The organism is Alteromonas pelagimontana, assembly GCF_002499975.2.
In the GTDB taxonomy this organism is placed as follows: domain Bacteria; phylum Pseudomonadota; class Gammaproteobacteria; order Enterobacterales; family Alteromonadaceae; genus Alteromonas; species Alteromonas pelagimontana.
Map to the genome: position 1 here is coordinate 3,420,310 of NZ_CP052766.1, position 12,741 is coordinate 3,433,050.

A 12,741-nucleotide genomic window follows, 5' to 3' on the forward strand; every position below is an offset into this window, starting at 1 on the left:
TCTAAACGTAATTTGACGCATAGCATATACAAAAAGTCTGATGTACCATACTTTAAATTTTTCGTTCTTGAGCTTTGTGCCGTTGTTGTCGTTAATATATAAAAAGATTGTGCCTGAAGAATGGCGTTTTAAACTCTATAAATTCCGGCATCCAAACGAGTTGGCAGCCTTAAGATCAAAGGTACATCCATCGGCAAAGGGGGATTTTTCGCTTGCTCCTTTCGATGAAAAGAAAAGTATTTTTGTTCATATTACCAAAACAGCAGGAACTTCTGTCGCGTTAACCTTGTTTGGAAAGCTTCCCTATCATTACCGCGCATGGCAGTATCGCGTGATTTACGGTCGTAGAACCTACCGCGAATATTTCAAGTTCGCCTATGTAAGAAACCCATGGGATAGACTTTACTCTGCTTTCTCTTATTTAAAAGGGGGAGGATGGGATGACAACGACAAAACCTGGGCTCTCGAAAATCTCTCCGGAATTGAAAACATCAATGATTTTGTGCTGAAATGGCTTACTCCTGAACGTTTGTATTCTCACATCCATTTCTGGCCCCAGAGCGATTTTATTTGCTCAAAAGGGAATACCGCACTGATTGACTATCTAGCGTACTTCGAAACGATAGAGAATGATTTCACCTTCATCGCCCAAAAAATAGGTTGTGAGAGAAAGTTAGCACATACAAATGCGTCCAAAAGAGCGGGCTATGAAGAGGTTTACACCCCGGATGCGATAGCAAAAGTAGCTTTGTTATATGAGAGGGATATCGCTAATTTTGGCTATCACTTTAGCGGGATGAGTAGGAAAAAAATTGAAAACGGAAGATTTGTCGATGTCGTCAGTCGCTAAACCCAAAATTCTCTGCGTAGCGAACTGGCAATCAGACGTCGGCTACGCATGGTGGTTGATGGAAAGCTACTGGGTAAAGATTAGCGAAACGTTTGAGCCGAAGTATGAAACGTGGATAGCATATCCAACAATAAATACCATTCCTGAAGAAATTGAAGAGAGTTCGATAAAGTGCAAACGTCATAATTTCGCCGCGACTACTGTCTCCAGCGTTTTGCAGAACGTCCAATTTATACGCAAAAATAATATCAAAATTCTCTATCTTTCAGATTATGGTGTTGCTCGTTTTCAATACTTTTTGTACAGGCTTGCAGGTATTCGCAAAATTATTGTGCATGACCATTCTCCCGGTTTGCGCACAAAGCCGAAAGGAATAAAGCGTTTTCTAAAAAAACTTTATGTCAATAGCCGCTTCACCCGTGTCGATGCTGCTTTCGGTGCAACCTCATTTGTCACTCAGCGCACATTAGACACTTCCTGTTTTGCAGAAAAACGGTGTTTTACTGTACCAAACGGGATAAGACTAATAAATTCGTCAAATCTCGTTTCGCCTCTACAAGCGCAAATGGAAAAAGCGGCCTTATCTAATAAGACAATTATTGTTACTGCAAGCAGGGCTAACCGCTACAAAGGGGTTTTCTTTGCGTTAGATGTCATCCACCAGTTAGTAAAAAAGGACGGTTTTTCTAACATATTCTATCTTTTTTGTGGCGACGGCCCTGATCTCGAAGCTATGGTGGCGCATGCCGAAAAACTGGGGATCACTGAATACTGTAGCTTTCCAGGCCGCGTTAATAATGTCAGATCTCTTTACTCATGCTGCGATATCGGGTTTCAACCATCGCAAGGGGAAGTCGGCTATTCATTGTCAATACTTGAATACATGATTGAAGGGTTGCCAGTTATAGTGCCGGACAACAAATCGGTTTGTTCTGCAACAGAAGACGGTAATACAGGTAAAATATATAAGGAAAACGATATTTCCAGTGCTTGCGACGCATTCCGTTTTTATTTAACCCAACCGGAAAAATTAGCGAGTAATGGCAAAAGTGCGCGGCATACTGTAGAGGCCGACTACACGCTCGAAAAGACTCATGCAGCCCTGGTTCTGGCTTTAAAAAAAATAATAAACCAATAGGCAGTAAAGACTATGACAAATCATTATTTTAAACCTTTTGGGCCGAAAACTTCACCTACCGGAGTCAATGTTCTTACCATAGCAGAAACGTTTCCCAGTTTAATTCAGCCTTGGCTTATCAATCATCTTGTTCAGATCTCTAAACATGGTGGCGAGAATAGGATTTTTTCTAGAAGAGAGGAAAAGACCTTCAGTGATGCTGTACGAGAACATGAGCTTGTGAGCAAATACTGCTGTGTCGAGGATAATCGAGAAGCACTTCTGCAATTTTTCCTTAAAAATTGTTTAAAAAAAGGTGTGTGGGCGCTAAACCAGAAATTAATTAAAGGGTTTCCAGATGATTATGGGAAAATATCTCAAAAGGAACGAATCTTTGAAACGCTGTTATCTCCGGCTTTCATAGTTAAACCCGATATTATCCATTCCCACGTGGAAAGTATTGGAGCTAAGACAAATCGTTTAATAAAAGCTAACGGTGCGCCTCTTGTCATTACCTTTCACGGCCTTCCACCTGTCGGCGTAGCAAAAACCAGCCCTCAGATGCGCAAAGCTTACACGGATCCGGCTCAGGCAATATTTGTAAATACTGAATTTGCAAAAAGCCAGTATGTTTCGCTGGGCGGGCCAGAAGAAAAGATTATGATCATTCCGCAAGGAATAGATTTGGCTAACTGGCCATTCCATAGCAAAGCATTTCCAAGCGATGAAAAAGTTAAATTGTTAACAGTAGGCCGCTATCATCCGGATAAAGGGCAAAAATACGCAATAGATGCGGTAAAAAAGCTGGTGGATGAAGGGCTTGATATCGAGTACACACTTGTAGGTAGCGGACCAGACAAGGAAAAGCTTCAAGAACAGGCAAAACAGCTTAATATTGAAAACAGGGTAAAGCTTTACACGAATATTCCTGACGCCAAACTGCGAGAGATTTATAGAGAATCGCACATTTTTATCTTACCTAGTTTACGTTCCACTGATGGCTTTCATGAAGAAACGCAAGGCGTTGTGCTGCAGGAAGCTCAGGCTACCGGTTTAATCACCATAGCCACAAAAAGTGGCGGTATTCCTGAATGCATTGATGATGGGAACTCCGGATTTTTGGTGCCCGATAGAGACGCCGACGCTTTAGCAGATGCCATAGCTAAAGTTGTGCAAAGAAAAGATGAATGGTTAGCGATACAAACTGCCGCACGAAGCTGGGTGGAAAATAACTACAGTGCAGAATTAATCGGTAAACGAATGAACCAGATCTATAGGGATATTCTCGGCAGAGCCTGATTGAGGTGTCGAGTCAGTGTAAAATACGGTTTTTAGTTGGTAAAGTATGTTCAGAAATCAAATAAATAAATTTAAAGATAGCCAACTTTTGCGGCGACTAAAGCAGGATACCAGTAAACTAGCTGCTGGTAATAAGCTAAAAAATGATAAGCAGTTAATCGTCTCGCTTACCTCTATTGAGTCGCGTTTACATCTGTTGGATTTAACGCTTAATTCACTGTTGTCCCAGTCTGTTCAGCCAACCATGATTATCCTTTGGCTTTCTGAACATATCGAACAAATCCCGGCTAATATAAAAGCCTTTGAAGCGCGCGGCGTTACCGTAAAGCTTTGTGAAGATGTGGGACCACATACCAAACTGGTCCATACTCTAGTGCAGTATCCTGAGGCAGTCATTGTTACCGCCGACGACGATACACTGTATCCCAAACAATGGCTTGCAGAGCTGGTTGACGCTTATTTTAACAGGCCTGGTGCTATTCATTGCCACCGCGCACATTACATAAACTTTAACGCTGACGGCACCCTGGCCCCCTATACGAAGTGGGGATGGTTGGCGCAAGGCATTGTCGGCGCCGATAACCGGATTTTTCCTACTGGCGTAGGCGGTGTACTGTATCCGCCCGGCAGTTTGCATCCTGACACCACCAATATTGCCTTGTTTCGGAAGCTTTCCCCCAAAGCCGACGATATCTGGTTTAAATTTATGGCGTTGTTGCAAGGTACTGTCAGCTCAAAAGTAAACTCCCGCTTTAGAGAATATATGACCACAGAAGGAAGTCAGGAAGAGGCGAAGCTAGGGCCACAAAACGTAGGTGGGGGCGGGAACGATAAGCAGTTTCAGGCTTGCTTTGCGCACTACAATTTACCGCTCAGTGTGCTTAATCAGAAACAGTCAGGCCCTCAATAATGGAACTTAAAAAGCGTTACCTTGTTACTACCCTTGTGGTCGGTGATGAAATTGAAGCCTTAGCAAAATATACCGTACCTAGAATTCAGCGTTACGCCGAAAGTATGGGCGCCGATTTTAGAGTAATGGGGCTAACCGATATTTCGCAGCGGCTATCGCCGTATTATGAGAAGAACCAGATTTACAATTTTCTGGAAGACTATGAAAAAGTTTTGTACATCGATTCTGATATTCTTATCACTCCAGACGCCCCTGATTTATTTGCCATTTGTTCTGGTGATAATATTGCAGCAGTAAGTGTTGAGCACGTTTATAAAGCCGTCGATGACGAGAAGCGTTCATTAGCAACTCTGCTAGGCGATGTGGAATGGAAGCAGGAATACTTCAATTCTGGAGTGGTGCTATTTACGGCTGCTTATCGCAATTTGCTTAATACCACCGATGGTTTAATCGAAAGTTGGATAGCCGGGAAAAAAGAACAGCACTTACCGGGATTAAACGATCAAAGTGTGTTTAATTATCGGGTTAACCAACTGAATATTCCCATAACGTTCATTGATAGCGCCTTTAACTTTACAAAAGCCTGGGGATGTTTTGAAAAGCGGTTTTCAAAGTATTTCATTCACTATGCCGGAATGAAAGGAAATCGCCTTCAACGAATACAAAAAGATGATTGGATACTTTCTCGCCCCAGCGTATACCAGGTCATGAAAAAGTCACCGTGGCTCGTTAAGGTACTCGATAAAATTTTATAATATCAGTGAGTGAAGCTAGTGGAGCAGTCGCTATAACTCCTACGAATTAATGCCGTTCCAGCAATGAAGCTGAGGGCGCCCAAAATGTAAGCTGTAAGGATTGAGAAAAAAGATGTTTAAAGATCTAAAAGAGTTGTTTCGCTTGCTGAATCAGCGGCAACGTTTGAAAGTTTATGCGCTACAGGGGCTGTTTTTTATTTCGGCACTAGCGCAGATCGCGACTATCGGGAGTATTGCGCCCTTTATCGCCGTTATTACTGCCCCTGATCTTATTCATTCTCATCCTGTTTATGCCGCCATATACGATTTCTCTGGCGCAACGGATTTCCAACAGTTTCTAATACTGTACGCTGCATTAGTTTGTGTGGTTATCTTTTGTGGAAACGCAATATCTGCAATTGTGATCTGGTTTTCGTTTCGGGTTTCCGTTTCCATCGGGTCGCAGTTGCAGCGCAGGCTGTTTAATCTGTATATGTCGAATCAGTTTATCTACTTTATGAAAAATAGTCCGGGTTATATGATCAACAAAATTAACGGGCAAATTCCCCGTATGATTTATATGGTCATGCAGCCATCTATGCAGTTGATTTCACAGTTTTTAGTGGTGTTTCTGATTATTCTGACACTGTTTCTCGTCGACCCCATGTTATCTATAATTTCAGGCGCCGTGGTAGGCGCGGTGTACTACGTTATTTATCTAACTGTACGGCGGAAAACAGTAGAAGCGGGTGTAATTGTCACCGATGTAAACCGAAAAAAGCTGGATATTTTGCAGCAAAGTATTCGCGGTATTCGTGACGTAAAATTGATGCATGTGGAAGACTGGTATGAAACCCGTCTTGACCGCACAACTCGCCGTGGCCTTAATGCCAATTCTTATATTTCACTTGCCGGTGACTTACCTCGTTATATTGTTGAAACTATTATTTTCTTAGCGATTATCGGGTTAGCACTTTATTTGCTACTTACTGAAGGCTCGGGTGCTTCAGTGGTATCAACGCTAGGCTTCTATGCAATGGCGGGGTATAAAATATTGCCTGCAGCACAAACCATTTACAAATCAATTACCACCCTTAAAGGACACGGTAAAGTGGTATGGGATGTAAGTAACGAATTTGATGATGCAAGCAAGTTATCGATGGAAAAGAAGAGCTCTCCTTCGGGTAAGCTTTTATTAAATAAATCGCTTGTCGTTGATCATATCAATTTTAGCTATCCCGGAGAAAAGGCCCCTGCTATTAAAGATCTGAGCATGACAATTAAAGCGAATACGTTAGTCGCCTTTGTTGGTGGTTCCGGTGCAGGAAAATCGACTGTTGCAAATCTTATCTGTGGATTAATCACGGTGAACGAAGGAAGCATTTTCATTGATGATAAGCCACTGAAAGGCGATAACGTCAAAAGTTGGCAACACTCAATTGGTTATGTGCCGCAAAACATATTTTTGATTAACGATACCATTACTAAAAATATTACCTTTGGCATAAAAGACAGCGACATCGACTTGGAACGAGTGAAAGAGGCAGCTAAACGAGCCAATATTGATGAGTTTATTGAAACGTTAAGTGACGGCTACGACACTGTGATCGGTGAAAACGGCGATCTACTTAGCGGTGGTCAGCGCCAGCGTTTGGCGATAGCGCGGGCGCTATATCGCCAGCCCAGTATCCTAATTATGGATGAAGCTACCAGCGCATTAGATAATATTACTGAGCGAAATATTCTTAAAGAAATAGGCAGCTTGTCAAAATCAATGACCATTATTATGATTGCTCACCGCCTGTCTACGGTAGAAAAATGCGATGATATATTTATTCTTGAAGATGGCTCAGTAAGTTGCCATGGCACCTATGAAGAGCTACTTCAAACGTCTGAGTATTTCCGCGAACTGGTTTACGGCGACGAAGAGTTGTCATAATGATTACTCGCTTTCTGACTAAGGTGTCTGTGTGATTTCCGTTATCATTTGTACTTATAACCGAGTGGATGCGTTGCAAAAGTGCCTGAAGGCGTTCGAGCGGGTGCAATTTGACCATCCGTGGGAATTAGTTGTCGTAAATAACAACTGTACTGACGGTACGGCTGAATTCCTGAACAACTACCGGCAGACCTCATCGCTGCCGCTGGTCACCTGTGTAGGAAAACAGCAGGGGCTGGGTAATGCTCGCAACGCAGGTTTGGCCGTATCGCGTTATGACATTATTGCCTATACCGACGACGACTGTTATCCGGAACCTGACTATCTGACCGCCATTGCACGAAATTTTGCAGACGAATCTGTAAGCTTTTTTGGCGGGCGGGTGTTGTTGTTTGACCCAACGGATCTCAATATAACCGTTAAGTTATCGGAAGAAGTTCAAGATTTCCCTCCTTATACAGTAATGCGTCCCGGAGCGATTCATGGTGCAAATTTTATGTTCCGTAAATCAATATTAGAAAAAGCAAACGGGTTTGATCCACTGTTTGGTGCCGGAGCAAAATTTCCCTGCGAAGATGTTGATACCATGGCAGAATGCCTTCGCTTAGGCGGGGCTGGCAGATACGTTCCCGATATTGTTGTGCACCATGATCATGGCCGTAAAACTCAAGCAGAATTTGAAAAACTAAAGCATAGCTATGATATAGGCCGCGGAGCCTATTACACCAAAAGGGCGTTATTTAGCCCTGGTCAACGCTTCATGTATAGCAAGTTCTGGTTTTTCAAAATGCGCCAGCAACCCTTGCGAAAAACCTATGTCGAAATAGCTTCAGGAGTTCGCTACATTATTGCTCGTTTGTTTTAAAGCTAAAAGAAATTTTGTCACAGTAGCAGTTTAAGAGTCAGCTTCGTTTTTAATGGATAACTTTCATGTTTCGACAACCTAAGCAGTTACATATTCATATCGGCGCACATAAAACGGCAACTACCCACCTTCAAGACACCCTTGCCGCCGTTAAAGAAGAACTCGCTCAACAAAATATCATCTATCTTCCCAGAGACGACTACCGCGATGCTATTCGCGAGCTAACCCACACGTCTCGTTTAGCTAAGCTTAAGCTGAGCTTTTTAAAGAAGGGCTATCTCGCCAGAAACCTAATGCAGCAATGCAACGCTGACAGTACGTTGGTAATCTCTGAAGAAAACATAATGGGCGACTGCATTGATCTATGCGCCATTCAGCCATATCAACGGGTAAATTTGGATTTTATTAAGTTTATCAGTGGCTATATAGATACCACTGTTTACCTAAGTATACGAAGTTTTGATAAGGTATTGCCTGGAGCATACACTACAGCTTTACGCTTTAAGCCAAAAATTGCCCTTAAGGCCAAGCAGGCGCTATCTACAGCACTAAAAAATGGCCAATCGCCTTCGTGGTTGCCGGTTCTTTATAATATTCAGCTTCAGCTGCCTGCTGCCAAACTTAAAATATGGCAGCAGGAAGATTACAGCAATCACTGGCGCGAAATTATTAAAGAATTTACCGGGGCTGAACTGGCGGTTCCTGTCATTCAGCCACCAGAGGGTACGGTTACTCCCAGTTTAGATGCAGTTAAGTATGTTGAAGATATGATACAAGCCGAAAGCTTTGTCGCTCCTAAATATTGGACAAAAGTGTGTAGAGATATCTATCAGGATAAAAAAGCAACGAGTAATGAAGACAAATACACATTTATCGATAAGGATATGCAGCAGGTGCTACAGCAGCAGTATCAAAATGATATCAGTGTAATTCAACAAGAGTGGCCAGAAGCGTTAGTTCGACCTTAAGTAAGGGAGAATAGTGGTACTAATAAAAGACAAGTAGTGCGGGAACTAATGAACCAGAGAAAGTGTTTCATCTTCTTTTCAAGAAGCGTCAACAGTCAGGCGTTAAAATTGGCAAAGCATTTTGCCGGAAAATGTGATTTCTTCGTCTTAACCTACGATGATAGCGGTGAAGCGTTCAACCGCAATGTGAATGGTGTTCAGCATGTTGTGTACAACCGGGCGTCTTTGCGTGCACTGTTTAAAGACAGCGCGCCGAAGTTTCATGAGAATAATTGGACTATCATGCCAGGGAATCTCGATCTTTGTCATTTAGCCTTTGCACATGATCATCCCCAATACGATTATTATTGGTTCTGCGAAGATGACGTTCGGTACACAGGAAGCTTTTTTGATTTTATTTCAGCATTTGATGCCAGTAATGATGATTTGCTGGCAACAAATTACAGAGAAATCGTTCAGGGGTGGAAGCATAGGCGTTCTTTTGTCACTCCACAAAACAATGTCTCGATAGAAAAAACGGTATTTCTACCTTTTTTCCGTATTTCTTCATCTGCTGCTAAAACGCTTATAATAGCGTACGGCGAGGGATGGGCCGGACACCACGAGATTGCATGGCCAACTGTCTTAACCTATTACGGCAAAACAGTAGAAGACATTAAAACTGTTGTACCGGATTGCTATACCAGTACGCCCACAAAAATGGGAATGGGGCCAGGTTCCTTCACTTACGAGCCTTCGAAATTGCTAACAGGCATTAAGCGAAATACACTCTACCATCCGGTAAAACCCTTTGGTGAATATCGCAGACGCACTATAAAAAGGGCTAGAAGCATCATAAGAAATACGTTTCGCTAAAGATGTTTTAGCATCCAAAGCGCTAGAACATCTTTAGTAAAGTGAAAAGGAGAAGCGTTTTGGGGGAAATCAGGAACATTGGCTGAAGCTTACATCTTTATTTTTTCATACTTTGCCAACTCTTCTTCAGTAGCATGTTGAAAGTACAAATATTTATCTTCAAATTTGATCGGTCTGGCTCTGCCGTAGCCAACGGGCAGCTCATCATAGCCTTTGAATCTCGCTACTAAAAATCTTACCAGCCGCCGCAGCATTTTTCTAAAGGCGCTGGGGTTTTTGCTGCCTTTGAACAAGCTGACTGGCAGCATTCTAAGCAGTGGGCTTGCCGCCAGCACAAATTTAGTTTCGGGGGGCAGTTCGCTATCTGGGTAATCCAGTTCATTTAAGTGGCGTAAAAACGGCTCGAAGCCATCCTTTCTTATAATAATAAAGCTTTGCTGAATAAGTTGAGGAACGCCCTTAGCTGAGCCAAACATAAAAGGTTTCGTCATTTGGCTGATGCATTCTTCAATAATGCCTTCACCCTGCAGCAGCGCATCTTGTTCTACATATACCCAATAGTCTACGTCGCATAGCGAGGCATAGGTAACACCCATAATTATTGACCGCATGTATCCACAATATTTGCCGGTATGGTTAGTGGAGTGGCCAGGATTTTCCGTAATAGAAAGAAACTCGATACCTTCGAGTTCATCTCTTGTAGGCTTGGTGGGGGAGTGGCTGTCTACTACCATAATTTGAATAGGAGACGTATTATCAAAGATAGATTTTTTCCATTTTTTGAAAAAGGCGACTGAACGAATTTCTTCGCTGCCGTACCTTACGCGCTGTTCTTGCTCTACTTCGCCACACCACCAACCTGAAGTAATGACGTATTTATACTGGGTGCTTTGTTTCATATTCTATTCTTCTACAACGTTTTACAACTTCTGTGACATGAACACGTTCTGTCAGGCTGATTTGATGTGCGCAGACAATAAACCACTACCATATTATTCACAACGGTGCTGCATTATAACCAGCAAGACAACCTGGCTTTAAAGGAAATGGGTCGATTGCTGATATCGTCATGTACGCCCACTCTGTTTAATTTTGAAGGAATAAGTGAGCCGGAGGTATTTATGCCACGCTTAGTTGTAACTGCGCAACAATAATTAGATTTTACCAGCGCGTGCGCTGCGTCAGAAAAATCGCCGTTAGGAAAACAAAAAGAAGAGACGGCTTTATGCGTAAGTGCTTCTAAAATCTGTTTGCTTTGTACAACTTCATCCTGCAGTTTTTCTGCATTTAGCCCTTCAACTAACCGATAATGCTTACGTGTATGGCAACCGACTTCTACACCATAATGGGTTTGCGCATCAAGTAGCTGTTCCTGATTAATCATTTCGATTTGCGACGCTGCGGTATCGGCTTTAATAGAAGCAAGTGCCTGATAAATGTCGTCATCATCATACTGCTTGAGTTTAGCAATTACCTCTGCGGCGGCATTACGGCTTAGCGGTAATGAAAGTTCGGCGTTAATCATGTTCAATAGCGGTTGCCAGTTCTCATCTATCCGCAAACCGGGCGTCAGCAGTAACCGCAGCACCTTGTTGGGCCAAAAGGGCGCGGGCAACCCAAGAAAATCCGAAACCACATAGAGCGTAGAGGGAAAACCGTATTGCTTTAACACCGGAAAAGCATATTCGTAATTATCTAACCAGCCATCGTCAAAAGTAATGGCCACCGTTAAAGCGGGGCGCTCTACATCGCTCAGGCCCACCCACTTTGACACCGTCATCACCGGTAGCTTTTCTGCTGACAGCGTTTGCATATGCATGGCAAAGGTGCGATCAGATACCACCATACCGGGTTCTTCATATTGAAAACGAGGGTCGTCTGTAGGCAGAACGCGATGATACATAAGCACAATGAGCTTTTTATCGCCGCGTTTCATGCTAGCCCAACCGATGGTGCCAGCTACCCATTGTGCGCAAGATTTCAGCAGAGGCTTTAGCATAAATTCACTTAAAATAATGTTTTAGTTCGTACCAGAACGGGTTCATATCGTCCATTCGGTTAATCTCATGCCGACGTTTAGCAAACTTGGGGGTTAAAAAGCGCAGAATATGCTGGCATTTATCGCCAAAGGTTAACGCACCGCTTTTAAGTTGTATATAAAGGTTGTCAACATCGCCTAATAACCAACGCAGCTGCACGCCGGTGGTAAAGGGGGGCGGTGTGTTTACTGGCTGATATTCGCCGTCTACCAGCAGCGCCGGAAAATTTACTCCCGCATCTATCGCCAACTGTAATGAGCCCCACAAGCGGGTGTTAATTTCCATTAAATAGGGCGTGCCGTCTTCATCTATTTTAAACTCTACCATCGCTACGCCGTGCCAGCCCACACTGTTTAGCAAACGTTCGGCATACAGTTTCATGGTAGGATCTACAGCAACGCTCTCGCTTAACACGCTTACGCCGCCAGATGGGGGCTTTTCCCGCAACCGCTTATGCGCAAAAAATGCTTTTGCTTCGCCTTGCTGGTAGTAACAAAATACCCCTGCGCCCTGGCCACCAATATATTGCTGCACCATAAACGCGTGCCCATCAAAATATGGCTGTTGGGTAAGTACCTCGCGCATTTCTTCTTCAGAACTCACAATATGCACCTGCGTGGCCAGCCAGGCGTTATCAACCATTACTTTCGATAAGGCGGGTTTTAGTACGCAGGGAAATTTAACCGCTTGCCATTGGATATCCGCAGCCGATTCACAAAACTGAGAAGCCGGAACCGGAACGCCCAAACTTTCGGCCAAGTTAGTAAGTTCGCTTTTGTTACTCAGCGCTAGCACTTTATGTAAAGGCGCAAATGGAAGCTTGCAAGCCGGTAAAGACGCTTGGTGTTCTAACAATGTTCGGCTGGTAACTTCAGTTAACGGAAATAACACATCAATATGATATTGTGTAACTGTGTTGCTAACCCACTTAATAAAAGCAAGACTGTTTTCAGAAGGGTTAGGGCAGCGAAGATACTGTTCGCTATAGCGAGAGCATCCTGCTAACGCATTTTCATGATAATCTGCTGTGTAAACCAGAATGTCCTTTCGCTTGCCTAATGCCCGGGTAGCTGCCAATGCACTGCGCTGCGCGGCATCAAAGACAAGAATTGCTTTTTTTTCCATACCAATACTTCAATGTCCGGTATGCAGCAACAGGATTGCT

12 protein-coding genes are annotated in these 12,741 nt (G+C 43.2%); 9 read left to right on the forward strand and 3 right to left on the reverse strand.

Annotation, left to right across the window (positions count from 1 at the left end):
• Nucleotides 1-40 precede the first annotated feature (40 nt).
• The 9 genes from CA267_RS15025 to CA267_RS15065 all read left to right on the forward strand — a co-directional run bounded on the left by CA267_RS15025 (nt 41) and on the right by CA267_RS15065 (nt 9,537).
• A complete protein-coding gene (locus CA267_RS15025; protein ID WP_075610166.1) occupies nt 41-850 on the forward strand; it encodes a sulfotransferase family 2 domain-containing protein in 810 nt (269 codons plus the stop codon).
• Nucleotides 813-1,988, forward strand: a complete 1,176-nt coding sequence (locus tag CA267_RS15030; protein WP_139316255.1) for a glycosyltransferase — start codon at nt 813-815, stop codon at nt 1,986-1,988. Before CA267_RS15025 ends, CA267_RS15030 begins: the two co-directional genes overlap by 38 nt.
• 12 nt (nt 1,989-2,000) lie before the next feature.
• Complete coding sequence (locus tag CA267_RS15035) at nt 2,001-3,266, forward strand: glycosyltransferase (protein ID WP_075610168.1); 1,266 nt, start codon at nt 2,001-2,003, stop codon at nt 3,264-3,266.
• A 46-nt stretch (nt 3,267-3,312) separates the two neighbouring features.
• A complete protein-coding gene (locus CA267_RS15040; RefSeq protein WP_075610169.1) occupies nt 3,313-4,176 on the forward strand; it encodes a hypothetical protein in 864 nt (287 codons plus the stop codon).
• A complete protein-coding gene (locus tag CA267_RS15045; RefSeq protein ID WP_075610170.1) occupies nt 4,176-4,931 on the forward strand; it encodes a glycosyltransferase in 756 nt (251 codons plus the stop codon). The genes CA267_RS15040 and CA267_RS15045 overlap by 1 nt, the downstream gene beginning before the upstream one ends.
• Nucleotides 4,932-5,043: 112 nt before the next feature.
• Entirely contained in the window at nt 5,044-6,849 is a 1,806-nt protein-coding gene (locus tag CA267_RS15050) for an ABC transporter ATP-binding protein (protein WP_075610171.1), read from the forward strand.
• A gap of 31 nt (nt 6,850-6,880) precedes the next feature.
• Complete coding sequence (locus CA267_RS15055) at nt 6,881-7,714, forward strand: glycosyltransferase family 2 protein (RefSeq protein ID WP_075610172.1); 834 nt, start codon at nt 6,881-6,883, stop codon at nt 7,712-7,714.
• Between the two features lie 65 nt (nt 7,715-7,779).
• Nucleotides 7,780-8,682, forward strand: coding sequence for a hypothetical protein (locus CA267_RS15060; protein WP_075610173.1), 903 nt, complete (start codon nt 7,780-7,782; stop codon nt 8,680-8,682).
• 108 nt (nt 8,683-8,790) lie between these two features.
• Nucleotides 8,791-9,537, forward strand: coding sequence for a DUF3405 domain-containing protein (locus tag CA267_RS15065; protein ID WP_075610174.1), 747 nt, complete (start codon nt 8,791-8,793; stop codon nt 9,535-9,537).
• 89 nt (nt 9,538-9,626) lie between these two features.
• Here CA267_RS15065 and CA267_RS15070 read toward each other — a convergent pair whose 3' ends face one another.
• The 3 genes from CA267_RS15070 to CA267_RS15080 form a co-directional block, all read right to left on the reverse strand.
• Nucleotides 9,627-10,436, reverse strand: a complete 810-nt coding sequence (locus tag CA267_RS15070) for a hypothetical protein (RefSeq protein ID WP_075610175.1) — start codon at nt 10,434-10,436, stop codon at nt 9,627-9,629.
• Nucleotides 10,437-10,549: 113 nt separating this feature from the next.
• Nucleotides 10,550-11,536 carry a polysaccharide deacetylase family protein gene (locus tag CA267_RS15075; RefSeq protein ID WP_075610176.1) on the reverse strand — a complete coding sequence of 329 codons (987 nt, stop codon included), beginning with the start codon at nt 11,534-11,536 and terminating at the stop codon, nt 10,550-10,552.
• A 4-nt stretch (nt 11,537-11,540) separates the two neighbouring features.
• Nucleotides 11,541-12,701: a carboxylate--amine ligase gene (locus CA267_RS15080; RefSeq protein WP_075610177.1), complete on the reverse strand. Its 1,161-nt coding sequence runs from the start codon at nt 12,699-12,701 to the stop codon at nt 11,541-11,543.
• Between the last annotated feature and the right edge of the window lie 40 nt (nt 12,702-12,741).

Excerpts from the sequence above, each read along its gene's own strand:
- CA267_RS15050 (WP_075610171.1), top strand. The coding sequence starts at position 5,044 with ATGTTTAAAGATCTAAAAGAGTTGTTTCGCTTGCTGAATCAGCGGCAA.
- CA267_RS15035 (WP_075610168.1), top strand. The coding sequence starts at position 2,001 with ATGACAAATCATTATTTTAAACCTTTTGGGCCGAAAACTTCACCTACC.
- CA267_RS15025 (WP_075610166.1), top strand. The coding sequence starts at position 41 with ATGTACCATACTTTAAATTTTTCGTTCTTGAGCTTTGTGCCGTTGTTG.
- CA267_RS15040 (WP_075610169.1), top strand. The coding sequence starts at position 3,313 with ATGTTCAGAAATCAAATAAATAAATTTAAAGATAGCCAACTTTTGCGG.
- CA267_RS15070 (WP_075610175.1), bottom strand. The coding sequence starts at position 10,436 with ATGAAACAAAGCACCCAGTATAAATACGTCATTACTTCAGGTTGGTGG.
- CA267_RS15080 (WP_075610177.1), bottom strand. The coding sequence starts at position 12,701 with ATGGAAAAAAAAGCAATTCTTGTCTTTGATGCCGCGCAGCGCAGTGCA.
- CA267_RS15045 (WP_075610170.1), top strand. The coding sequence starts at position 4,176 with ATGGAACTTAAAAAGCGTTACCTTGTTACTACCCTTGTGGTCGGTGAT.
- CA267_RS15075 (WP_075610176.1), bottom strand. The coding sequence starts at position 11,536 with ATGCTAAAGCCTCTGCTGAAATCTTGCGCACAATGGGTAGCTGGCACC.
- CA267_RS15060 (WP_075610173.1), top strand. The coding sequence starts at position 7,780 with ATGTTTCGACAACCTAAGCAGTTACATATTCATATCGGCGCACATAAA.